This window comes from Vibrio sp. B1FIG11 (genome assembly GCF_905175335.1).
Lineage (GTDB): Bacteria > Pseudomonadota > Gammaproteobacteria > Enterobacterales > Vibrionaceae > Vibrio > Vibrio campbellii.
In genome coordinates this window covers 1,613,139-1,637,143 of sequence record NZ_HG992751.1, presented here as the reverse complement: position 1 = coordinate 1,637,143, position 24,005 = coordinate 1,613,139, and the positions used below count along the sequence as shown (strand labels likewise).

The 24,005-nt window shown below is 45.0% G+C and carries 23 protein-coding genes; 8 read left to right on the top strand and 15 right to left on the bottom strand.

Going from position 1 to position 24,005, the window contains the following annotated elements; all coding sequences use genetic code 11:
- Positions 1 to 29: 29 nt before the first annotated feature.
- The 4 genes from KHO06_RS07400 to KHO06_RS07380 all read right to left on the bottom strand — a co-directional run bounded on the left by KHO06_RS07400 (position 30) and on the right by KHO06_RS07380 (position 2,582).
- The gene (locus tag KHO06_RS07400) at positions 30 to 476 is read right to left on the bottom strand and encodes a GNAT family N-acetyltransferase (protein WP_212582330.1); all 447 of its coding nucleotides are present in this window, start codon (positions 474 to 476) and stop codon (positions 30 to 32) included.
- A 50-nt stretch (positions 477 to 526) separates the two neighbouring features.
- Positions 527 to 1,378, bottom strand: a complete 852-nt coding sequence (locus KHO06_RS07395; RefSeq protein WP_244858387.1) for an IS3 family transposase — start codon at positions 1,376 to 1,378, stop codon at positions 527 to 529.
- A complete protein-coding gene (locus tag KHO06_RS07390) occupies positions 1,375 to 1,683 on the bottom strand; it encodes a transposase (protein ID WP_004413754.1) in 309 nt (102 codons plus the stop codon). The genes KHO06_RS07395 and KHO06_RS07390 overlap by 4 nt, the downstream gene beginning before the upstream one ends.
- Before the next feature lie 188 nt (positions 1,684 to 1,871).
- Positions 1,872 to 2,582 carry a hypothetical protein gene (locus KHO06_RS07380; protein ID WP_212582328.1) on the bottom strand — a complete coding sequence of 237 codons (711 nt, stop codon included), beginning with the start codon at positions 2,580 to 2,582 and terminating at the stop codon, positions 1,872 to 1,874.
- 790 nt (positions 2,583 to 3,372) lie between these two features.
- On the opposite strand from KHO06_RS07380, the gene KHO06_RS07375 reads away from it, so the two are divergent.
- Positions 3,373 to 4,335: an integron integrase gene (locus KHO06_RS07375; protein ID WP_045458294.1), complete on the top strand. Its 963-nt coding sequence runs from the start codon at positions 3,373 to 3,375 to the stop codon at positions 4,333 to 4,335.
- Positions 4,336 to 4,393: 58 nt separating this feature from the next.
- Here the strand turns inward: KHO06_RS07375 and KHO06_RS07370 are convergent, their stop codons facing one another.
- From KHO06_RS07370 to KHO06_RS07335, 8 genes are all read right to left on the bottom strand, one after another.
- On the bottom strand, positions 4,394 to 4,867 hold the full coding sequence (locus KHO06_RS07370) for a DUF2947 domain-containing protein (protein ID WP_005434054.1): 474 nt from the start codon (positions 4,865 to 4,867) through the stop codon (positions 4,394 to 4,396).
- A 13-nt stretch (positions 4,868 to 4,880) separates the two neighbouring features.
- Positions 4,881 to 5,468, bottom strand: coding sequence for an HD domain-containing protein (locus tag KHO06_RS07365; RefSeq protein ID WP_010649588.1), 588 nt, complete (start codon positions 5,466 to 5,468; stop codon positions 4,881 to 4,883).
- Positions 5,469 to 6,053, bottom strand: a complete 585-nt coding sequence (gene rimJ, locus KHO06_RS07360; protein ID WP_005433660.1) for a ribosomal protein S5-alanine N-acetyltransferase — start codon at positions 6,051 to 6,053, stop codon at positions 5,469 to 5,471.
- Positions 6,054 to 6,136: 83 nt separating this feature from the next.
- Positions 6,137 to 7,681, bottom strand: a complete 1,545-nt coding sequence (gene tyrR / locus KHO06_RS07355; protein ID WP_005433734.1) for a transcriptional regulator TyrR — start codon at positions 7,679 to 7,681, stop codon at positions 6,137 to 6,139.
- A 100-nt stretch (positions 7,682 to 7,781) separates the two neighbouring features.
- Positions 7,782 to 8,822 carry a TIGR01620 family protein gene (locus KHO06_RS07350; protein WP_212582327.1) on the bottom strand — a complete coding sequence of 347 codons (1,041 nt, stop codon included), beginning with the start codon at positions 8,820 to 8,822 and terminating at the stop codon, positions 7,782 to 7,784.
- Complete coding sequence (locus KHO06_RS07345) at positions 8,819 to 10,195, bottom strand: YcjX family protein (RefSeq protein WP_212582326.1); 1,377 nt, start codon at positions 10,193 to 10,195, stop codon at positions 8,819 to 8,821. The genes KHO06_RS07350 and KHO06_RS07345 overlap by 4 nt, the downstream gene beginning before the upstream one ends.
- Before the next feature lie 156 nt (positions 10,196 to 10,351).
- Positions 10,352 to 10,537 (bottom strand): hypothetical protein, encoded by a 186-nt coding sequence (locus KHO06_RS07340; RefSeq protein ID WP_005433708.1) that lies wholly within the window; start codon positions 10,535 to 10,537, stop codon positions 10,352 to 10,354.
- Positions 10,538 to 10,766: 229 nt separating this feature from the next.
- Positions 10,767 to 12,284, bottom strand: coding sequence for a fumarate hydratase (locus tag KHO06_RS07335; protein ID WP_005433847.1), 1,518 nt, complete (start codon positions 12,282 to 12,284; stop codon positions 10,767 to 10,769).
- 273 nt (positions 12,285 to 12,557) lie between these two features.
- Here KHO06_RS07335 and pabB point away from each other — a divergent pair, with 273 nt between their 5' ends.
- Positions 12,558 to 13,928 carry an aminodeoxychorismate synthase component I gene (pabB, locus tag KHO06_RS07330; protein WP_212582451.1) on the top strand — a complete coding sequence of 457 codons (1,371 nt, stop codon included), beginning with the start codon at positions 12,558 to 12,560 and terminating at the stop codon, positions 13,926 to 13,928.
- A 146-nt stretch (positions 13,929 to 14,074) separates the two neighbouring features.
- Here pabB and KHO06_RS07325 read toward each other — a convergent pair whose 3' ends face one another.
- Together KHO06_RS07325 and KHO06_RS07320 are read right to left on the bottom strand one after the other, a co-directional pair.
- The gene (locus tag KHO06_RS07325) at positions 14,075 to 15,775 is read right to left on the bottom strand and encodes an ATP-binding protein (RefSeq protein WP_212582325.1); all 1,701 of its coding nucleotides are present in this window, start codon (positions 15,773 to 15,775) and stop codon (positions 14,075 to 14,077) included.
- Between the two features lie 6 nt (positions 15,776 to 15,781).
- Entirely contained in the window at positions 15,782 to 16,321 is a 540-nt protein-coding gene (locus KHO06_RS07320) for a heme NO-binding domain-containing protein (RefSeq protein ID WP_047480705.1), read from the bottom strand.
- A gap of 124 nt (positions 16,322 to 16,445) precedes the next feature.
- Here KHO06_RS07320 and KHO06_RS07315 point away from each other — a divergent pair, with 124 nt between their 5' ends.
- From KHO06_RS07315 to KHO06_RS07295, 5 genes are all read left to right on the top strand, one after another.
- A complete protein-coding gene (locus KHO06_RS07315) occupies positions 16,446 to 17,045 on the top strand; it encodes a CoA pyrophosphatase (protein ID WP_005433891.1) in 600 nt (199 codons plus the stop codon).
- Positions 17,046 to 17,391: 346 nt separating this feature from the next.
- The gene (locus KHO06_RS07310; protein ID WP_009706862.1) at positions 17,392 to 18,645 is read left to right on the top strand and encodes an aromatic amino acid transport family protein; all 1,254 of its coding nucleotides are present in this window, start codon (positions 17,392 to 17,394) and stop codon (positions 18,643 to 18,645) included.
- A 96-nt stretch (positions 18,646 to 18,741) separates the two neighbouring features.
- Positions 18,742 to 20,103: an L-serine ammonia-lyase gene (locus KHO06_RS07305; protein ID WP_038890015.1), complete on the top strand. Its 1,362-nt coding sequence runs from the start codon at positions 18,742 to 18,744 to the stop codon at positions 20,101 to 20,103.
- A gap of 233 nt (positions 20,104 to 20,336) precedes the next feature.
- Positions 20,337 to 22,052 (top strand): EAL domain-containing protein, encoded by a 1,716-nt coding sequence (locus tag KHO06_RS07300; RefSeq protein ID WP_212582324.1) that lies wholly within the window; start codon positions 20,337 to 20,339, stop codon positions 22,050 to 22,052.
- 106 nt (positions 22,053 to 22,158) lie between these two features.
- On the top strand, positions 22,159 to 22,626 hold the full coding sequence (locus KHO06_RS07295) for a GNAT family N-acetyltransferase (RefSeq protein ID WP_045369146.1): 468 nt from the start codon (positions 22,159 to 22,161) through the stop codon (positions 22,624 to 22,626).
- Positions 22,627 to 22,697: 71 nt separating this feature from the next.
- Here KHO06_RS07295 and KHO06_RS07290 read toward each other — a convergent pair whose 3' ends face one another.
- A complete protein-coding gene (locus tag KHO06_RS07290; protein WP_005534756.1) occupies positions 22,698 to 22,835 on the bottom strand; it encodes a hypothetical protein in 138 nt (45 codons plus the stop codon).
- Positions 22,836 to 23,092: 257 nt separating this feature from the next.
- Between KHO06_RS07290 and KHO06_RS07285 the strand changes: the two genes are divergently transcribed.
- Positions 23,093 to 23,878: a LuxR C-terminal-related transcriptional regulator gene (locus KHO06_RS07285; RefSeq protein ID WP_045403023.1), complete on the top strand. Its 786-nt coding sequence runs from the start codon at positions 23,093 to 23,095 to the stop codon at positions 23,876 to 23,878.
- Positions 23,879 to 24,005: the final 127 nt, after the last annotated feature.

The following is a 24,005-nucleotide window of genomic DNA, read 5'->3' as shown; positions in this document are numbered from 1 at the left end:
CGCGTGCTGAATCACTCTTAAATTGTTTGTTATGTGCGAACAAGTCGCATCGGAACAAACCTGACACCATCAACATTTTGCACATCTTCTGTGGAAACAAAACCTTGAGACTTATAGAAATTTTGTGCGTTAACAGACGCCCTTAATCTTACTTCACTGCACTCAGTAAGTGATAACAATTTGTGTAGCAATAGTTTGCCTAACCCTTTGTTTTGAAAATTAGTGTCTATAAACAGATGAGTACTACAATTATTTTCTCTCAGCGCGGCAAAACCAATGACCTTGTTATTTTCTATCAACTTAAGGTTTTGAAACTTTGAATTATCAAATGTAGTTTCAACATCAGACTGCACTTTTGAAGAAAACAACGCCTGCCCTTCATCGCTAAAATGAGGAAGTATGTCTTTGTCGACAACGCGCTTAACCAAGTCAACCACTTGTAGAAAGTCAGATTCTTGAGTTTCTTCGATTTTCACGTTTATCTCCCTAGCACTGGTGTACCCCACAAAAAGTAGACAGTACATAACTACATACTTTCGTACTCAACCGGGCTGACATGCCCCAACGCTGAGTGTCTTCTTCTGCGATTATAAAATACCTCTATGTATTCGAAGATGCCCATTCGGGCTTCTTCGACAGTTTGGTAGTCTTCTGCGTATATCAGCTCGACTTTCAGTCGACTGTAGAACGACTCCATCACTGCATTATCCCAGCAGTTACCCTGCCGACTCATGCTCGGTACACCTCCATGCTTGCGCATGAAATCCTGATATTTATATGCTCTGTATTGTACACCACGGTCTGAGTGGATAATGACGCCCTTAGGCGGCTTACGTGACTCAAACGCCATTTTTAGGGCATTGGTGATGAGCTCGACGGTCATCGTTGTCCCTAGTGACCAACCCACAATACGCCTTGAATGCAAGTCCATCACTGTCGCCAAGAAGAGCCAACGGCTCTTCACCCAGATATACGTGATGTCCGTAACCCATTTCTGATTTGGTGTCTCAGACTCAAAGTCTCGACGCAGTAAATTGTCAGCAACATTCGTCATAGCAACCACATCCTTGCTGTATTTAAACCCTTTGCCATTACGTGCCCTGATACCTTTTTCCCTCATGATATCAGCCACATAGTTCACGCAGCAGGCATAGCCTGCTTCGTTTAGCTCTTCGGCTATGCGCACTGAACCGTAACGCGCCCGGTATTGAGCAAAGGTACACATGACAAGCTGTTCAAAGCGCTCTCGCCGCTTTGAACGCTCACTCGGCGTATGATGACACCACTTATAGTAACCGCCTCGACTCACTTCTAAGGTACGGCACATTAAGCTAATGGAGTACTCACCGACATAGCTTTCAATGAACTCGTACTTCACTCTTGCTGCTTCGCGAAGTACGCCGAGACCTTTTTTAAGAATTCCATTTCATCTTTGAGCCGCTTGTTCTCGCGCCTTAGCGCTCGAAGCTCTTCGGACTCTTTCTTCGAATAATCAACACCATCTAAGGTGTTAAACTGTTTATCAGATAGGCGTGTGAACTGGCGCTTCCAGTTCCGGATTTGCTGGGCACTGATGCCCAGCTCCTTGGCAACGGAGACGGCTGTTCGGCCCGGAAGACTGGCCAAGCGCACTGCTTCTTTACGGAACTCTTCGGTGTACGCTGGATTACGATGTTTAGCCATAAATCACCTCTCAATTAGACCCTAGATCTAACTTAGTAAAGTGTCTACTAAACGTGGGGTACTCGAGCACATAACGCCCTGTTAAGGTGTGAGCAACGCAATAACGAAGCTCCCGCATACCACCTTAAACACTAAAACCAACGCATAGTGAAAATGCCACGCGTTGCGAATCACTCTTAAACAGTTTGTTATATTTCTGATACCACCTTGCCATCGAGACTGTTTACAATAATTATCCGGCTAAACGGTGATTTACAAATATTTTTAGCGATATAATCTATGTACTCATCACTGCCGTTGTACGTAATTGTATCCGACAGAACCAACCACCATTCCTTATAGCGCTCAAAATACGGCTCTACTTTCTTTGCTTTCGAAGTATGGCAAAAGTTTATGCTTGCCAACATGATCTCCTTATCATGGTAAGCAGCATCTAAATCAATGATACCCGTCAGCAAGAAACCATTGCCGTTATCAACATTACGTTTTGAGATCGTAATTGAAATAGACTTCGATATTTCTATTCTGACTTCATTTTCTGTAAACTCCGAATTATCAATCTCTTTAAGTTTTACTTTGATATCCGTGGTAACTTTCTTTAGGTTTCCAAAAGGGCGTTTTATGATAGCTGTAACCGAGTATCTATGAGGCAGAGTCTCGCTATTTTTAGGGGTGTTAATCGCTTTCTTTAACTTAGCAATTACCGATGAAGAATCGTTATCGATAGATTTGGGAGAGCTATGAACATTAATTATCTTGCTCAATCTCGTCACTTCTACAGCAATTTTATCGTCCAAGACTAGGTCCGGAGGTACGTTACCGTCAGGCTCTACTTTCAGGGAGTATCCCTGCCCTAAGAATAACTCTGCAATTAAGTTTTCTTCTCTATTTTGTCGCATTGACCGAACCTCAAAAAGAAATATAACGCCTTGCTAAGGTGTGAGTAACGCAATACAAAAGCTACCGCACAGCGCCTTAATCACCATAAGCCACCGCAAAGTAAAAATGCCACGCGTTACGAATCACTCTTAAGCAATTTGTTAGTACATGCGCTACTTCTATTTATGCGCTCCAAGATATTGAAAAATGGCATGATATGAAAGGCTTTGAACACTGAAGTGAGACGGGCAGCTACAAAACTTTACACCGATTAAGAGAGGAAAGTTGGCTAGAAGAAAAACGCACTGAACTGTCCTACTTTCACTAGCTTCAAATTAGAAAAGGATTCTTTCCTCGTACTTCAACAGCCACACCAAAAGTAACCAAGGTTCTCTCAAAAGCCACCACGAAAATGAAGAAGCGCCAAAGGAATAGGCTAAGAGTTAGAAGCCGTAAACGGTGAAATAAAAGCGAACACTCCGCATATAGTGCCACCGGAAAGAACGTGAAAGGCACTAACTGAAAGGTGTAAATACGAGCGCCAAAATAGATAAACACCAAAACTTATGACCTTTGATGTCAAACCCGTACTAACGCTTTCTATACGGCCTTTTGCCACCTTTCAGGCAGGCTACCGCCTTCTTTCATTCCAAAAGAAAGTATGCATGCTAGCACTTATCTTTATGAAACAAATAGAAAATCAGTATTAATCTGTGTGCTCACACACGCAATTAGACGGCGAAGTGACGCCTAATTCTTAATGAGAGGCTAAGTTTATAAAACTGTATAAACAACCAGTTAAATTAGAAAATGAAAAGTCAGTTTTTACTTAGCGTCAAAGAGCATATGATCTCGCGTCACTATGCGAAGAAAACCATTGAAACCTACCTGTTTTGGATCAAACGCTACATTGTCTTCCACCAGCTAGCTCACCCTTCCAAACTTTGTGAGGACGATGTTGAACGCTTTCTAAGTCATCTTGCCATTGATGAAAAGGTAGCAGTGAAAACGCAGGCACTTGCATTAAACGCCATCTCATTTTTATATCGAGAGTACTTCCAGATGCCACTTTCATTGAATATGAGATTTCAAAAATCACTCACTGAGAAAAAACTGCCCGTTGTGTTAACAAGAGACGAAGTGAGACGCTTTGTTCAGCATATTGACCCCAAATACAAACTCCATATCCAACTATTGTATGGTTCTGGCCTGCGAATCATGGAATGCTTACGACTAAGAATTCAAGATATTGATTACGACTACGGTGCGCTTAGAGTCTGGCAGGGAAAAGGTGGTAAGAATAGAACGGTCACATTAGCGAAAGAGCTACATGAACCACTAAAAGCACAGGTCAACCTAACGAGAGATTATTACCAGAAGGACCGTCATATGGGCGGTTATGCCGGTGTTTATATCTCTGATGGGCTACGAAGGAAGTACCCTGGCGCAGAATTGGATTTTAATTGGCACTTTCTCTTCCCATCAACCAAATTAAGCATAGATGCAGATACTGGTGAGTTTAGACGCCATCATGTCAATGAGAGCGCGATACAAAGGGCAGTGAAACGAGCGGCAAAAGACGCGGGAATAGAAAAGTCTGTCACTTGCCATACGCTTAGGCACAGCTTTGCTACCCACCTTCTAGAGTCAGGAGCCGACATACGAACCGTCCAAGAGCAACTTGGGCATACTGATGTGAAAACGACTCAGATCTACACCCACGTGATCGAACGCGGCGCAGGAGGTGTATTAAGTCCCTTATCAAACCTATAGAGACACAAAAGCCACCGAGTTATTGGACGTAACTCGGTGGCTTTAACAATATAACGTCTTAGTGACGCTCGCCCAGTTTGACGTTACCTTTAGAATCAAACCAAAGTGCTTGAGCGCGACGTCGACCGATTAGAATTGGCCCATCGTCATAGAACAGGAAGTTCTTCCAGTGTTTCTTGAAGGTTGACCACTTTGTCTCGATCACGTTGTACTTCTCATAACAAAAGTACACCGTCACATCGTCTTGCCAATCAATAAACGCTGCGACCTCTTCCGGTAACTCAGGTTCATCGGCTTCCCAAGCCGCCATCCAGTCGACTTCTTCGGACCAGTTCGACTCTTTCATCGGCCAGTCTGACGAACTCAAACGGTCCATATCCGGACTTTGGGCACTAATATTCTCTTTCCAGAACTGCGCAGCGCGGGCTTGGCTCATCGGCTTGATAAACTCGAGCTCTTCCTCTGGCATTGGCATTGACTGGTGAGTAAAAATCCATTTTCTTTGGTATTCGTCCAAAGGCAAATAAGACATTCAGTCTCCTTTCTTACGACTTCAGCCAACCTTTCTCGGTGGCTTCTTCAATCAGTTCTTTGGCTTTGTCCCATAGCGTGACAGAACCAAATTCAATTCTTTTATTGATGGTTAACGCTTGCTCTCGCGTGACACCATGTTCTTTCCAACTTTGACCATCGTTATGGTAGTTGAGTAGCATCGGGATAAGGCGATCTAACGCTTTAGCGTATTTCGCATCATCACTTTGTGCTGCCTCAAACTCTTTCCACAGAGCAAACAGTTCATCACCTTGATCGCTCGGCAACATACCAAACAAACGCTCTGCGGCTTTTAATTCTTTTTCTTCTTGCTCTTTTGAAGCTGCGACATCATAAACAAAGGTATCGCCTGCGTCGATCTCTACAACATCATGGATAAGCAGCATTTTCATCACTCGAGCAATATCGATGGGTGCATTTGCATGCTCTTGCATTAATACCGCCATCAATGCAACGTGCCAACTGTGCTCGCCACTATTCTCTAAGCGTCGGTCTGCACTCTTTACACGAGTACGACGAAGTACGCTTTTCAGTTGGTCCAGTTCAATAAGAAGTGCTAACTGCTTTTCCAATCTTTCCATTTATCGAGCCTCTGCTATCCAGTTTGGGTTGGTCAACGATGTCAGCACGTGGTCTCGCCATTCACCGTCGATCAACAAGTAATCCTTTGCGTACCCTTCTCTTTCAAACCCGGCATGTTGTAGCACCGCCTCACTGCGCTTGTTATGTGGCATATAGCCCGCCTGAATTCGGTGTATCTTTTGCACATCAAACATATAATCACAGGCCATTTTTAACGCGCGGCGCATATAGCCATTACCCTGCGCGTCTTCTGCAAGGGAGTAACCCACGTTGCAGGCATAGAACGGAAAACGACTCAGATTACTGAAAGAGAGCGTGCCAAGCATTTTACCAGATTCGGCATGAACAAGTAGGCAATAGTAACCAAGCCCTAGGCGGTGAAGCTCATTTAACTTAATCAGTTTTTGCAACCAACCATTGACGGTGTAGAACGCCTCTTCTCGTTTTGGCTCGAATGGTGCCAAGTACGCTCGATTCGTCTGAAAATACTCTGCGATCATATCGGCATCGCCAATTTCCGCAGTACGTAGAAGCAAGTCGCCGTCCAACTTGTGAACGGCGATTGAGGAACTCTTATCTTCCATTATAAATAACAACGTCCATTTAATTTCGGATTCATTTACGGATAGTCCGTTTGTGCGGATACCTTAACTTTACGACGAATGTCCTAACTTTTACGAATACCATAATCGCGCAATTTGTTTGCAATAGACGTATGAGACACATTTAAACGCTTAGCGAGCTTACGGCTCGATGGGAATGATTGATACAAACGCTCTAAAATCTGCGATTCGTAATCACGCATTATCTCATCAAGCGAGCCATCAAGGTTCAATGTTGCGCTACCGCCGCCCATAGCTTGTGGCTGAGGTAAGTTGAAGTTATCGGCCTTGAGGACATGTCCATCCATCTCGGTCAACGCACGCAGAACCATGTTGTCCAACTGACGCATGTTGCCCGGCCATTGGTAGTTCGCTAACGCATCCACCAACTCTTCATCTAATTCTGGCTTATCGATGCCAAGCTGTTGCGCGTGCTTCATGACAAATAAGTCTAGTAGCGGTGCGACATCGTTCGAGCGCTTGCGTAAAGGTGGAATATTCAAGGTGAGGACATTTAGACGATAATATAAGTCTTCACGGAACTTGCCGGCTTCAGCGAGTTCTGCAAGGTTGTGCTTAGTCGAAGCGATAATGCGGACATCAACATGCATTTCATCTTCCGCGCCCACGCGACGGAAATTACCGTCCTGTAAGAAGCGCAGCAGTTTGATTTGCAGGTGCGAACTCATCTCACCGATTTCATCGAGAAAAACCGTACCACCGTTGGCTTGTTCAAAAATGCCTTTGTGACCTTGTTCATGATTAAATGAACCCGGCGCATGACCAAATAATTCAGTTTCAGCCACATCATCCGGCATGGAAGCACAGCTCAACACAAGGAACGGCTTGCTCGCACGGCCAGAACGACTATGGCAAGCTTTGGCCAACATTTCTTTACCAGTACCCGTTTCACCTTCAATCAATAATGGTTGATCGAGAACGGACAATTTCTTCGCTTGATTCATTAACGCTTTGTGGCGGTTGGATAATCCAACAAAGTGCTCAAAGCCTAACTGGTTGTTGAGCGGCAAGATCTCTTCGATTTGCGCACCATGTTGGCTAGAACGAATCGTCATCAGCGTGCTGGCTAAAGTGGAGTTTTGTGCTTCGTCTTTGATGTATACCGGCATCAACTCTAGGATGTAGTCCAAGCCATCAATCACTAGGCTTTCGCGAGTGCGCGCATTAACGCCTTCAGACCAACGAGAAAAGCGCACGCTCGGCAACAACATACCAATTTGCGTACCGATCACATCTTGTTTGTGCTGACCAAGCAGAGACAGTGCCGCCATGTTCGCCATATCGACCGCACCTTTGAGGTCGATAGCAAACACAGGATCAGGAAGATTATCCACCAAAGAAAGCAGCTCTGTATTATGGCGCTCCATTGGCATAAATTGGATTTTACGTACGTCCTTGACCCCCGGAATACGGCGGATCTCAGCCATCAACTCACTGAAGGTATCAAAGTCGATATCTGGGCAGTTTAGGTAAATGATGCCACTGATATCAATTTCGATACCACGTAAGTCGATGCTTTTAGACGCTAAAATATCGAGCAGTTCTCGGGTAAGACCGAGTCTATCTTCACAAAAGACTTCAAGACGCACTGAAAATATCCCAATTCACAACTGTCAGGAAAAGTTGACAGTAGTTTCTCCCAAGCTTGGAATGGCGTCAAGCAATCCTCACCGTCAAAGGTGATATTGGTTACGGTTTCATCGTGATTGATGCAACTTTCGCCACAACCTCTTTGCGAATCGCACCGAGTTTCACCTGACGCTCTGGATACCAAGGTAAAGGACGAAGCAGCGCCATGGATTTTAGACCAAGACGAGCGGTTAAGATCCCCACACCGAGTCCCTGCCCTGCTCGCGCGGAGATTTTTCCGGCGAGATCCATCGACATCAAATCCATGCTGGCATCAATAGCGAGCTCACTCGCACCCGCTGCCGCCATATTCACGAACACAGAGCGGAGCAATTTGATTCGAGAAGCGTAGCCAAGCTCCACGCCATACACTTTAGAAAGATTGTCGATCATTTTGAAGTTACGCCATGCCACCAGCAACATGTCAGCGGCTGCCAGTGGGCTAACGGCCACCAAAGCTGCGGATTCGGTTGCGTGCTGCGAAACAATTTTGGTTGCGAGCTTATCTTGCTGGCTAACGACCATGGCATCGTACATCTCTAGAATTTCAGCGTCACTGTGAGCTGGATTTACGCTGTTTTTCCAACGGTCAAAACCTGGGTTCTCTGCCAGTACACCACTTTGCTCCGCGACTTTTTCACAAAATGCTTTGCCCTTGCCGACGCTTTGGCTATCGATAAGCGCTTCACTCTCTTCTTGCACACTAAAGTGATTACGCAGTTTGCGTAGCTTCCATAATTCTTTGCCTAACGCGCCTAAGCCAAAAGAAGCGATGGTAGTGACAAAGCCAGCCCAACCAAGCGCTAGCCAATCAGCAGTTTGTACTGCGGTAATCACAGAATCGACCGCTTGCCAACCAACTAAACCGGCAAAGGTGGCAAAGAGACCCGTTGTGAGCCATTTGCGACCAGATTTAGGGCGAATGACTTGTTCGAGCTGCAACTCTTGCTCTGTCTCTTCCTGTTGCTCTTCAATCTCAACGGGTATGAAGGTCTCTTTTTCAGAGAACGTCTTCTGCGCATTCAACTCCGGGGATACGCCCTCTTCCTCGCTGTGCATCACTTTTTCTTTGAAGACTTGTTTTTGTTTTAGTTCGCTCATTTCAATTTGTCTCCCAATAAGTATTCCAATGCTTTATCAAGCCGAATGTGTTTCATTGGCTCGTCAGTTTCTGAAGGCATTGGTCGGAAAGAAGTAAAATCAAAGCCACTATTTTGCCAATAAGCCGCGTTAGGTAGCTTCTTCGGTACTTCACCGGGGAACATCGTCATTGACTCCCCATCAAGCGTTGTACCTTGCAGTGCAGGGACGGTTTTATTTCCCGAAGCAATAAAGCCGGAAGTCGTCGCTTGAATAGAAGCAATGCTCGTGCAGCTCATTTCAATGTTCTCATAGGCCGCGGTCTGCCATGCAGGATGCACCATTTGTTGAAGTAAGGAGACCAAATGCGGATGTTGATCCGGTGTCACGTGGTCGGCTTTTGTCGCAGCGAACAATACTCTGTCGATTTTTGGTGAGAACAAGCGACGCAAAAAGCTGCTTCTACCATATCGGAAGCTGTGCATGATTTGTTCAAGCGCTTGGCGCATATCGTAAAACGCTTCATCCCCTGCATTCAGGGGCTGTAAGCAATCCACCAACACGATTTGACGATCAAAGGTCGCAAAGTGATGCTTATAGAACGCCTTAACCACCTTCTGCTGATATTCGTGATAACGCGCTTCAAGCATTGCTAAGTTACTGCCTTTAGCTGGCTTCGTATCTGCGTCAAATCGACATGGGAAGAACTGCAATACTGGCGCCCCTTCAAGCTCACCCGGCAAGACGAATCGACCTGGCTGAACCCAATGTAAGCCACTGTCTTTACATGCATGCAAATAGTCAGTGTAAGTTTTAGCGACTCTCTCTAGCTGCTTTTCATTCAATTCCGCAGCTAAATCCAATGCTTCTAGCTCTGCCAGCCAATCGGCTGCAAGCTCACTACGTTGCCCTTTTAACGCCTCAAATTGCGTCTGTGACCACGTCGCGAAATCCATATCGAGCAAAGGCAAATCCAATAACCACTCACCCGGATAGTCGATGATATCGACATTCAGTACCGCGGTTTTGCTCAATAGCTTTTTGGTGGTTTTGTTCGGCTTGTATTTCAGCGCAAGTCGAATTTCACTTACGTCGCGCGTCGGCACTGGCCATTGTGGTGGCATAGCATGAATTTGGCTCATCGCATCATCATAGGCAAAACGCGGTACCATCATGTTGGTTTGTGGCTCACGTTTGGCGCCAATTAAGCGTTTGTCTCGAGCGGCATTGAGTAGCGGCAAGTTGTCATGAGTGGCGGTATGCAGTAATTGATTAACCAGAGAAGTAATGAAAGCAGTCTTACCTGCACGCGATAACCCCGTTACGGCAATACGAACGTTGGAGTCCATGCCACGGCTGATAAAGTCATTCACTTCTTGCGTTATTCTTTTCATACTTTTTATTTATCTCATCAATTCTTGCTACGCAGTGTAATTTTACCAACCTTAATCAAAGATGAACAAAGTATTCACTGCAAAACCTTTTTCCAAAAACGAAAAAGCCCCTGAGAGTTTCAGAGGCTTAGAGATCTTAACGACTTTCGGTCCAGTCTAATCGTCTTCAATCAACTTGTAGATCACGAACAAGGCGATTTCTAGGATCAGCCATAATACACAAGTGATGGTGACGTATTTTTCGTCGAAGATACTGATGCCGTGAAGAATCAAGTCGTAGCCAACAAAGCTACCAATCACAACAGCAAGAACTATTTGTAGAATTTGAATAAAACGAGGCATGCCGTCTCCTAATTATGGTCAGCATAACAACGAGATTTGCTATGCCTATTAGTTTATATCTGAGTATATAGACAAAAAGTGCAGCTTTCGCTGCACTTTTGTCAAATGTTTGCTAGGTAAATCAGCACTTTGTCACATTCTCTCAATTGAGACGTTCGCCTTATGTTCAATAATGCAAAGCTCATAGTAAGCCTAGTAACAAAACACTGTAACCTGACAGGGCAGCAGCTTACGCTTCCATTTCTTGGATTTTTACTTTCCAAGTATCTGGACCAATTTGGTGAGCGTTCGCGCCGTTTGAGTCTACCGCTACCGTAACTGGCATATCTTCAACTTCAAACTCATAAATCGCTTCCATGCCTAGGTCTTCGAATGCCACCACGCGAGCTTTCTTAATCGCTTTAGCAACTAGGTACGCCGCGCCGCCAACTGCCATTAAGTAAACCGCTTTATGGTTCTTGATAGATTCAACTGTTGCAGGACCGCGCTCTGCTTTACCGATCATGCCCATAATGCCAGTTTCTTCTAACATCATGTCTGTGAACTTATCCATACGTGTTGAGGTTGTAGGACCTGCAGGACCTACGGCCTCATCACCAACGGCATCAACCGGGCCAACGTAATAAATGAACTTACCCTTGAAATCAACGCCAGCAGGTAAACCTTCACCCGCTTCTAGCATGCCTTGGATGCGTTTATGTGCCGCATCACGACCAGTTAGAATTTTGCCCGACAGCAGAACCGTTTCACCGGTTTTCCACTCTTGAACTTCTTCTTTGGTCACGGTATCTAAGTTCACGCGACGTGTGTTCTCGCCCGCTTCCCAAGTAATATCTGGCCAATCTTCTAGCTTCGGTGGCGTTAGCTCAGCAGGACCATTACCATCAAGAGTGAAGTGAACGTGGCGCGTTGCCGCACAGTTCGGAATTAAGCACACAGGCTTAGACGCGGCATGCGTTGGCGCGGTTTTGATTTTTACGTCAACAACCGTTGTTAAACCACCCAGACCTTGAGCACCAATACCCAGCTTGTTTACACGGTTGAAGATATCAAGACGAAGCTCTTCTTCCGCATTTTGAGGACCACGATCGATCAGTTCTTGAATGTCGATGTGTTCCATCAGAGATTCTTTTGCCAATACCGCAGCTTTTTCAGCGGTACCGCCGATACCAATTCCAAGCATGCCCGGTGGACACCAACCTGCGCCCATTGCTGGTAGGGTTTTCTCTACCCATTCTGCAATGTCGTCAGATGGGTTTAGCATCACCATCTTGGTTTTGTTTTCAGAGCCACCGCCTTTGGCTGCGATTTGAATTTCAACTTTATCGCCTGGCACCATATTGATATGTACAACTGCTGGCGTGTTGTCTTTAGTATTGATTCGCTTGCCCGCAGGGTCCATCAGAACCGAGGCACGCAATGGGTTGTCCGGATTCGTGTAAGCTTGTCGAACGCCTTCATCCACCATCTGTTGAACCGTCATGTCGGTTGAGTCCCATTGAACGCCCATACCGATATTGACGAAACAAGTCACGATACCTGTGTCCTGACAAATCGGTCGATGGCCTTCTGCCGACATACGGGAGTTAATTAGGATCTGAGCGATAGCGTCTTTCGCTGCTTGGCTCTCTTCACGGTGGTAGGCTTTTTCAAGGGCTTGAACAAAGTCTAGCGGGTGGTAGTAAGAAATATACTGTAGCGCATCAGCAACACTGCTGATGACATCCTGCGTGCGTATTACCGTCATTGCATGCCTCATTATTGTTATGCTTTGCTTCCATTATCGGCTTGGCTTCTATCGTGTTTGTTGAGCTTATTGCTCATAAATGAGCTTCGTTTTATGTGAACAAATTGTCGAACGGCTGATATCGACACACGAGTAACTGAAGTCGCCTTCTTTATAGTAAAACCACCTCCAAGCCTTTGTATAGAGGTAGTTTGGCTATACAGGCGAATATGATACTCTTGCTGCCCATGACATGCCATGCAGTGAACGAACTCTTTGTCACAATTTAAACAAATGAACAACATGGATACGCAATTGCTTGATTTTAAGGCATTGGAATACGCCAACGACCTCGCTATTACTCTATTTTCTCGTATCGAAAGCCAACCTTGGGCAATGCTTTTGCGTTCGGCCTCTAAGACGCACATCGACAGCCGCTTTGATGTGCTGGTAGCCAATCCAATCGCAACGCTAGAGACCGTCGCTGGCGATACGCGCATTAAAACAGAATCGCAACAATACCTTTCCCAACAAGATCCGTTCTTGCTATTGGACGAACTTCAACAACAGCTTTTGCCAAACCTTGAGTTAGGCACAGAGTGGGATCTGCCGTTTGTCGGCGGTGCGCTGGGTTATTTCAGTTACGATCTAGGACGCCGTGTTGAATCTATGCCAGAACTTGCAACCAAAGACCTTCAAACGCCAGACATGGCTGTAGGGTTGTATGAATGGGCACTGGTAGTAGACCACAAACTAGAAAAAGCGTGTGTTGTAGGCCAAAACATTGAGCAAGCGTGGCAATGGCTTAATTCACAATCTCCAGCAGATGGTGAAGACTTCAAGCTGATTGGTGATTGGCAATCGAACATGACGCAAAACTCTTACGCCTCGCGTTTTGATCGCGTTCAAGAATACCTATTAAGTGGCGACTGTTACCAAATCAACTTGGCTCAACGTTTTAACGCTTCGTACCAAGGAAGTGAGTGGCAAGCTTACACCAAGTTAGAAGCAGCTAACCAAGCCCCTTTTTCTGCGTTTATTCGTATGCCCAATTCAGCAATCATAAGCGTGTCACCAGAACGCTTTTTGGAACTGAAAGACAACGTCATTGAAACCAAGCCAATCAAAGGTACACGTCCACGTAGTCAAAATACCGAGCTCGACCAAGCCAACGCCCATGACTTGCAAACGGCAGAAAAAGATCAGGCCGAAAACCTGATGATTGTCGACTTATTGCGTAACGATATTGGCCGCGTCGCTTCTCCGGGCAGCGTTCATGTACCGAAGCTGTTTGATATCGAGAGCTTCCCAGCGGTTCATCACCTAGTTAGCACTATTCGCGCAGATCTGGATACCCAGTACAGCGCCGCAGACTTGCTACGAGCTTGCTTCCCGGGAGGCTCAATTACCGGTGCACCTAAAGTTCGTGCGATGCAAATTATTGAAGAGCTCGAGCCGCATCGTCGTAGCGCTTATTGTGGCAGCATTGGATATATCTCACGCCATGGCCGAATGGATACCAGCATCACGATTCGTACTCTGGTTGCGGAAGATAACAAGCTCTACGCTTGGGCTGGCGGCGGCGTTGTAGCAGACAGTGATTGCGCAGCAGAATATCAAGAGACGTTGGATAAGCTATCTAAGATCTTACCAGCTCTGAAGTAACTTATATCGCTTTTAAGTATATAGAAAAACGGCTCTGCAGTAATGACAGAGCCGTTTTTGCTTATCGCTAGTTTTTGTTAATCATTGTTTTTTGATGATCGTTTTTTGCTGATCACTGTTTGTAGCTGATCAAGCAGACTTGCGCCTCATTCGTCGAGCCATTTACACATAATCTGTTCAATATCCGCAGCGGTATAAGGCTTGGTGAGTATGTCATTCATTCCAGATTCAATGCACTTTTGTCTCTCTTCCAAAGTTGTCCCGGCGGTAAGCGCAATGATCGGCTTCGTAAACCCATTTTCTCGTAAATGCACCGTCGCTTCATAACCGTCCATCTCTGGCATCCGGCAGTCCATAAATATCAGTTCGTACTCATTTGCTTTAACTGCGTCGACCGCTTCTAGGCCGTTGTTTTTCAGATCTGGCTTGATATCGAGTTTCTTGAGCATTTGGGTGACGATCACTTGGTTCATACGAATGTCATCCACCACGAGCACAGAACGTCCTGCAAGCTCAATACGCTTACCATCAGACACATCACCAGAACCCCTCCCCTGAGCCTCTCCTTGTTTGAGAGGAATCTTAAGCTTAAAAATGGTGCCTTGACGGGGCACACTGGCGAAACTGATGTCACCGCCCATCAAATCCACCAAGTTCTTACAAATAGCCAAGCCCAAACCAGAACCTTCAAAGTTGCGCTTGGTCGAACGGTCGGCTTGAACAAAAGGGTCAAACAAGGCTTTTTGTGCTTCCAGTGGGATACCGATACCCGTATCTTCTACTTCAAAGTTTGCATAGCCATTTTGCCATTCCACACGCAGCACAACTCCACCCAAGTTGGTAAACTTAATCGCATTACCAATCAAATTCACCAATATCTGCGTGATCCGTTCAAAGTCGCCGATGAGAAACTCTGGTATACCTAGCTTCTTGTCGATGGAAAAATGTATCCGCTTTTCCGCGGCTTTCGCTGCAAACACACCGGTCAATGCATTTTCTAAATCTTTCCAAGCAAAAACTTTATCGATGATCTCCATCATGCCTGCATTCATCTTACTGAAATCAAGTAAGTCATTGATGATGACGCGCAGTAAATCGCCTGAATGAATTAAATTAGACAAATATTGTTGTTGTTCATCATCGAGCACGGTTTTATCAAGTAAGTCTGCGCTTCCGAGTACGCCGTTTAACGGAGTGCGTAATTCATGGTTAATCATGGCGACAAACTCTTTCGTCGCTTTCTCCGATGCTTCCGCTCGTATACGCAATTCCACTTCACGCTGCAAGCTCAAGTGTCGACTAATAACACCGTGCACTAGGTCAGAAACCAACACCATTTGCTTGGAAATAAACTCTTGATCGACTTGATCAAACGCGAGCGAAAAGATCAACTCACCGAGCGTCGTTGATTCTATGATGATGGGTAGATAGAGTCGGTTTTTGCGCCAATATGGCTTTGCTTGTATCGGGCGATCGTGAGCGAGGTTAAGATGGCCAAATTGATGACGTCGCAGCGACGACACATTTTCAGGGTTGAGGTAGAGATAAGCACCGGAAACAACAGAGTTTGATGTCAACTGCTCTAAAAAGCTGGCAATCATGGTTTCGTCGAAGGTGCTAGAAAGAAACGTACGCCCAAACTTGATCAAAGTGGCATCAATTTGTTCTTCAAACTCAAGCTTACGCAAGTCGTTCTCTGACTTCATCTCAAGCTTCTTTAATGCCACACTCAGTTGTTGATGGGACTCATACAACTCTAAGCTTTTCTGCTCTAGTAACATCTCTGCCGCTTTTCTTGATGCGACTTCTCGTTTGAGTTTCCTTTCTAGAGAAGAACTACCCGTCATATAGCCTTATTGCGCCTCCAGCCAAAAGCGCACTTGGCTGCCATCTTCAGATTGGTTTTGGTGCTTTACTTCAATCGTTTCGCCAAAGTGACTCGCACAACCGTGGATCAGTCCTAAACACACATGAGCCATACAGCGTGCACTGCGGTAGTCGAAAACCATTTCCGATTGCGTCTCGCTGATAAAATCAAATTGAGGAGGATTAGCGTCGGGATAGAGCTTCTTGACCTCGACATGGATAAAGTCTTCTACATGGCGAACAAACTGAAACGTGTTCGTGCATTGTTTTAAGCTGGCATGATTGGGGATGGACTTGAGCAGGTTTTGGAACACACATTCACCAAACACCTCTTGTAGCTTCTCTACTGGTATGTCAGAGACTTTACTGAGGTTAACGATCAATTTGACGAGGTCTCGGTGATCATAACTGCCAACAGAAGTGTAGATGCCTTCATCGTTAGAAAGGTCCAAAACTTGGTCTAGAACTTCCAAGCCAAACTTGTCCTCGACTAACTCCATGAACTCAGTGAATATTATCCCTTTCATCGTCTTCAGCTAACCTTATAGTGACGTATTAAAATAAAGAATGGTGTATAACGCTATAAGTTTCAAATTAATATGTTCTTCGCATCATACGAAACGCATGCGTCATTAAAGAGAGGGAGCAACTTTGGTTATTGATAAATCTACCCTGCTACAAAACTTTCAACTGCAGCTTCCAACCGGATACCATAAAGAATCTCTGGGGCGCCTCGCACACTTGAAAGAAGAGACTTTGCGAGACGCCGCCGTGTTGATCGGTTTTGTCGAACGCAAAGAAGGCCTCAGCGTCATTTTGACTAAACGAGCAGCGCATTTAAAACACCATCCGGGGCAAATCAGCTTTCCTGGTGGCAAGTATGAGCCTCAAGATACCCATCTAGTGAACACTGCGATTCGAGAAACAGAAGAAGAGATCGGCATACCTACATCACACATTAGCGTGTTCGGACAGCTACCCAAGCTACCAACCATTAGCCAATTTAATGTCACGCCGTTTTTGGCTTTTGTTTCACCAGACTACATGACTCGTATCGACCCAAACGAAGTCGCAGAAGTTTTTGAAGTACCCGCCAGCCACATTTTGAATCCAGATAAACTCTTTAGTGAAAAATTTAAGCTAAGAAAAGCCAGCCATCGCGTGTTTGCTATTCCATATCAGCAACATTTCATTTGGGGAATGACCGCACAAATCATCGAATCGATGCAAAAACACATCACTTTAAAATGATGACTTTATTAATTAGTTTTGGTGCCACAAACCAATCATCATGTGCATCAATATTAATAAAAGGTTATTTTTCAAACATTCATTCACATTAGTTTAATTTGATTTTCATAAGGCAAACGCTTGCGGAGAGATAAATTCATACAACTAATGCATCGGATAACTTTTTCTAATCTCAAGCATTAACAATAATCACGTGTAGCACGCCATTTTCGTGATAAAAAGCAGGTTTTTGACATATCATTCGATAAGCTCGAGCAATACATGATTTAGATCTAATTTCGAGAATGCAAAATCCTGCAAAATTGCTCCCGACTTATTTCCTGTTCCCAAAATGAGTAACTCAAAAATGAATACAACTACTTCTGCGGCTTCAACCGCACAATCGTCTAGTAAGTTTTCTTACAAAGACTTCACCTGGTGTTTGTCCCTATTTGGTACAGCAGTAGGTGCAGGTGTACTTTTCCTTCCAATTAAAGCAGGTGCTGGCGGTTTCTGGCCATTAGTTATCTTAGCTCTAATCGCGGCACCAATGACTTGGTTCGCACACAAATCTCTAGCTCGTTTCGTACTTTCTGCGAAAAACCCTGAAGCGGATATCACTGACACAGTAGAAGAGCACTTCGGTAAAACTGGCGCAAACCTTATTACTTTTGCCTACTTCTTCGCTATCTACCCAATCGTACTAATCTACGGTGTTGGTATCACAAACACGGTTGACTCTTTCCTAGTTAACCAAATGGGTATGGAATCTATCCCTCGCTGGCTACTTTCTGGCGCGTTAATCGCTGCTATGACTGCGGGTGTAGTATTCGGTAAAGAGCTAATGCTGAAAGCAACATCAGCAATGGTTTACCCTCTAGTATTCATCCTACTAGCGCTTTCTTTCTACCTAATTCCTGACTGGAATACATCAATGATGGAAGTGTCTCCAAACTGGGGCGAAATGCCTTCAATCGTTTGGCTAGCAATTCCAATCATCGTATTCTCATTCAACCACAGCCCAATCATCTCTCAGTTCTCTAAAGAACAACGTCGTGTATACGGTGATGATGCAGTTAAGAAAACTGACGCGATCACTGGCGGTGCAGCGATGATGCTAATGGGTTTTGTAATGTTCTTCGTATTCTCTGTAGTACTTTCTCTATCTCCAGAGCAACTAGCATCTGCGCAAGAACAAAACATCTCAGTACTGTCTTACCTAGCTAACGTTCACGAGTCTCCACTTATCTCTTACATGGGTCCTCTAGTGGCGTTCGCAGCAATCACTTCTAGCTACTTCGGCCACTTCCTAGGCGCACACGAAGGTCTAGTTGGTCTAATCAAATCTCGCTCTGAGACTCCTAAGAGCAAGATTGAAAAAGCATCACTAATCTTCATCGTAGTGACTACTTGGATCGTTGCTATCGTTAACCCAAGCATCCTAGGCATGATTGAAACAATGGGTGCACCGATGATCGCTGCAATCCTATTCTTGATGCCTGTATTCGCGATGAACAAAGTTCCTGCGATGGCGAAGTACAAAACTTCAGCACCTGTACAGATTTTCACAGCAATCTGTGGTCTTGCGGCAATTAGTTCTGTAATCTACGGCGCTCTTTAATCACCGCTCTCTATAAAGCGTGATTAATTCAAGAATATAACGATAATAAAAAGCCTCCCAACTCCCCTTGGGAGGCTTTGTTCTGAGGTAATCGATATGATTAGTGTTTTTGACATCTATAAGATCGGCGTTGGTCCTTCAAGCTCACACACTGTAGGTCCAATGAAAGCGGGTAAAGAATTTATTGATGATTTACGCTCAATGGGAAAATTGCGCGACATCACTAAGATCACCGTTGACGTTTATGGTTCACTATCACTGACAGGGAAAGGTCACCACACGGATATCGCCATCATCATGGGTCTTGCAGGCAACTCCCCTGAGAAAGTAGATATCGACTCTATTCCGGGCTTTATCGCTCGCGTAGAAGAAACTGAGCGCCTACCTGTTGGCATGCACTGTCACACAGTATCGTTCCCGAAAGATGGCGGTATGAACTTCCATACTACTAACCTTGAGCTTCACGAAAACGGCATGCAGATCCACGCTTGGATCGAAGACGAAAAAGTGTACTCAAAGACTTACTACTCTATCGGCGGCGGCTTCATCGTTGATGAAGAGAACTTCGGTAAAGAAGTAGAGAACCCAATCAAGGTTCCTTACGAATACACAACAGCAGAAGAGCTTGTTCACCAGTGTAAAGAAAGCGGTCTTTCTATTAGCGCACTAGTGATGAAAAACGAACACTCTCTTCACTCTGATGAAGAGACTCGTACATACTTCGCAAACATCTGGCGCACAATGCGTGAGTGTATGGATCGCGGTATGAACGAAGAAGGTATTCTGCCTGGTCCACTGCGCGTGCCTCGTCGTGCAGCAGCACTTCGTCAGCAACTGCTTACTTCTGAAAAGACAACAAACGATCCAATGTCGGTTGTTGACTGGGTAAACATGTTTGCTTTCGCAGTAAACGAAGAGAACGCAGCAGGTGGTCGCGTTGTGACAGCACCAACAAACGGTGCGTGTGGCATCATCCCTGCGGTACTGGCTTACTACGATAAGTTCATCCAAACTGTGACTGAAAAAGATTACATCCGTTACTTCGCGGCTTCTGGCGCAATCGGTGGTCTTTACAAGCGCAACGCGTCTATCTCTGGTGCAGAGGTTGGCTGTCAGGGTGAAGTTGGCGTAGCGTGTTCTATGGCGGCAGCGGGCCTTGCTGAGCTGATGGGTGGTAGCCCAGAGCAAGTGTGTATGGCGGCTGAAATCGCAATGGAGCACAACCTAGGTCTAACGTGTGACCCAGTTGCAGGTCAGGTGCAGGTTCCATGTATTGAGCGTAACGGTATCGCAGCAGTAAAAGCGATCAACTCAACTCGTATGGCTCTACGTCGTTCTTCTGCTCCTACTGTTTCTCTAGATAAGGTTATCGAGACCATGCTAGAGACTGGTAAAGACATGAACGCGAAATACCGTGAGACATCTCAGGGCGGCCTAGCAGTTAAAGTTATCTGCTAATCCCCTTTCCTCTCTCTGATTCTAAAGCCCGAGCTGATGCTCGGGCTTTTTTTTCATCTCTACATTGCTCTAGGAAATGTTCTAGGAAAATTTCCCTCTAGATTGAGCTTTATAAAAAAAATCTAAAATAGTCACTATATCCAGAAGTTTAGGATATGCCCGTAGAAGGTCACATACCTGCCATCGCAATATTGATAACGTATTCAAAAATTAATCCTGGAGCGCTCTAACACATGATTAGGTTTGAACTTGGAAACCAAATCTGCGTTTGCCTGACCGAAAAAGAACTTTCACTACAGCTCAATAACTCCATTCACTCTTCTATTCCCGTCAACAGAATCGAATATTTAATCCTTAGTACCATTGCCGCTTTTGGAAGCTTAAATGCACCTATAAGCCAGAGGAAAATCGAAAAGAAGTTGTCAGCGCAACATCATCTGATGTTGCCGGAAAATGGGTTTAAAAACGCTGTTGCATCGATCAGAAAAAAGTTCAGGCAACTGACAAAGAACCATATCGAGACCCAAAAGTCTCTTATCGAAAACATACACCGAAAGGGATATTTTGTGCCTTACGATAGCCAACATGCCCAAAAAGACGGACTTCTTCAGCAAGCAAGAATTCACCAGCAAGCGATACATAGCTTAAGAATGGCGACAGGTATCTGTTTGCGAAGCCGAGTCTTATATCTCAATGTGTTGTTCTTTCTCCTGATTGCTATCGCGCTGTACATCGCAATTTGCTTTTACACGATAAGCACCATCGTAAGGCAGAATTATTTCGATGATGCGATGAACTTTGCGCAAGATTTAGCTCAACGCAGCTGTTTTCAGCACGAGGCACAATTGCGAGGCTTGTTCGACAATATACAGTTGGTTGAATCGGCGTTAATGACCGATAAGCACAATATCCGCTGCTTGGTCACCCCTGAGGCCGTGGTTCCGGTTAATCAGAAGGATAGTAAAAACTGGTTAAACAATGAGAGTTACACCACTCACTCATTTTCATTTAACGGTGCTGAGGTGTTGGTTCGTGTCAAAAACATCAACCTATCAAACAATATTGAAAGCCATATGTCGCAGATGTTTTTGTCTGGGATGAAAGTGTGTACTAACACTGGTACCGCGCTAGAGATAGGCGATACGAAAGGCGATTCGTTTCTCTACAACGTCAACGACAATGGTTACAAAGAGGTCTATTATGTCTCTGGCCCCATTTCAAGTATCTTGATTTTGAGCTTTATATTAATGCTTATGGTGAGGCATAAAGAGCTGCGAGCCCTCATGGCTTATATGTGGGCCATCCGCCAGTTCAACCTCAAACTTGAACCGATTCACAATACTTCAAACCGACAAAACATCCACTACGAGGTACTGTCTCGCTTTAAGGTTAAAAATACCCAGCGCTTTATTGAGAGCCTGATAGCCAGTGGCTTATTGCTGAACCACACTCTACTGGTCATCAAAACCATCTACGCAGATTCAAAATCCTTACTTGCGCCATTGAGCATCAATGTCTGCCCTTCCCTACTTGAGGGCCGTAACTTCGCTCGTCTATATCGACAGCTTAGCCAACTCGACTGTTCGCTATTGACCATTGAGATCACCGAAAACGCCTCGATGTATTACACCCGAGAGATCTTTGACAACATCAATAAGCTCAAAGAGATTGGATGTAAGATCAGCATCGATGACTTTGGTACCGGCAATAACAACGTTGAGCTTATTAGCCATATCACACCCAACTACCTCAAGATTGACCGTTTGTTTGTGATGAACCTAAAGCAAGATGACAAAAAGGTTGAGACGCTGCGCCAACTTATCGCCATGGGGCATACTTATCATTGCACAGTGATTGTGGAAGGCGTTGAAACCGCAGAATGCGCACATTTATTGACGACATTGGGGGCACATATTCATCAGGGCTTCTATTACCCTCTCTGCCGCTAGCCTCCTCTATTTATTGACAATAATCTTTACATAACCAGATTGCGTACTCTTAATGCCCACAACTATAATGGCGGTATTGTTTTACCGCCCTGAATCGATTTAGGTCATGATCGCCATTAAACCTACCAAGTTGAAAGATTTTGCCAGCTTGATGCAACTGGACGTGCAAGAAGACCAAAAAGGATTTTTTAAACCATTTGAACAGGCTTACCAAAAACGCACCAAGTCGGAAGTGTTTTACACCATATTCCACGATTACTTAACGGTAGGCTACCTTGTTATTGATAAAGGTTTTTCTCAGCATGCGCCGTTCGCAAAACGGCATGAGCTTGGATTAAGCTACATCATGATCGACAAGCGTTTTCAGCAACAAGGCGTGGGTACTGCAACGCTGAAAAAGTTGATGATGTATGGCTACGCAATTGATGCAGAAAGCAGCTCGATTTGCGCAACTGTCGCAAGCCAAAATAGAGTCGGCATCAAGCTATTTGAATCGGCGGGTTTTGAGAACACCCTTAAAAGCATTTATGAAGAGAGTGGAAAAGCGCTGATCTTGCGCCATGCATTAGGCTGATTTACCCCTTAAACGAAAATAGGCAGGTTCTTTGTAAGCCTGCCTATTCACTAATTAACTCATTAACCCGGTCACACTGCCATCACTTCTGCTTGCCAACCGTAGCTTAAATACTCTTTCGCTAGTTCGTTAGCCACAAAAGTCGAAACGACAACTTCAACCCACATACTGTATGAGCCTGCGCGGTAACGCAGTTTCATCATTTTCATTCAAACCTCTCCGAATAATGCCCAATAGACTGAGGCTTACTCACCATTCACCTAAACTATAATAAAAAAACTGATATCCACGCAGTGGAGCCCTTTGCGCATACGTGCTTGAACTCTCTCCTTGAGATTAAATGGATATAGTGTATGTTATTCCACAAACCTCGAAATAATGCAGGCGCCATTTTGCAGAATGATATGAACAGGATGTAGAGTAAAAATACTGCATTTATAAAAAATGATAAGATGAGCCAGATTTTATGGGCAGCGATATAGGTAAAACGACCGAAACCAGTTTTGAAGCACTCATGATTCGTCAAGCGAAGAGCCTGACATCCTCTCATGCAGATGAATGCCAAAGCCAACTTGAACAATTCATGCTTGAAGCTATGAATTGGTTTGAGATCGACCGCATGACAATGTTCCCAAACTCCATGCTTTTCTTCAATCAAGGTAAAACCCTTTCCGTTGCGCGAGCCCCGCACAAAGTACTGACCGCTGACCAAGTGGGTGTGGAAGACGGCGAGCGTTACCTACGCCTGATTGGTAATTCTGAAGAGATTCAAATCTTCGATAAAGACAAACTCGCCAGTAGTGACGTTGTCGTCTTACGCATGCTTTCCGCACAAGGGGCTTGCTGCCATTACACCATCCCACTGGTTCAGTTTGGACAACGCTGGGGAGGCCTATCCTTCACTTTATTCGGGAGCAAGGGATGCGGCTTAACACAAAACCAGATTGAACAGGTTACGTTCATCTCCCATATGTGGCTCTCCTTTTGGCAACACTCAAAGCTTCACCGCAGTTTGCATCGGCCAGATATGAAGACGGATAACGAAAACCATCGCATGCTGCGTTTAAGTCATCGTCAATGCGATGTGTTGGGGTTATTGGCAAAAGGCTTATCGGCAAAAGAGATTGCGACCGAGTTGAACCTCAGCCCCCGAACCATCGAGTCGCACAAATATCGATTGTTAGATATGTTAGAACTCGACAGCCATGCAGATTTGGTGCAGTTTGCGCTTCGTAATGGCATAGGTTACTAGCGCTCTTTACACTGTCGGCATTGAGTCTCATTAAAACCATTTGGTCTGGTTAAACTATTTACTTTTATTAAACCATTTGGTCTTGCTAAACAGAGACTGGTTCTGGATAAACAGATAAAGAAAAGGC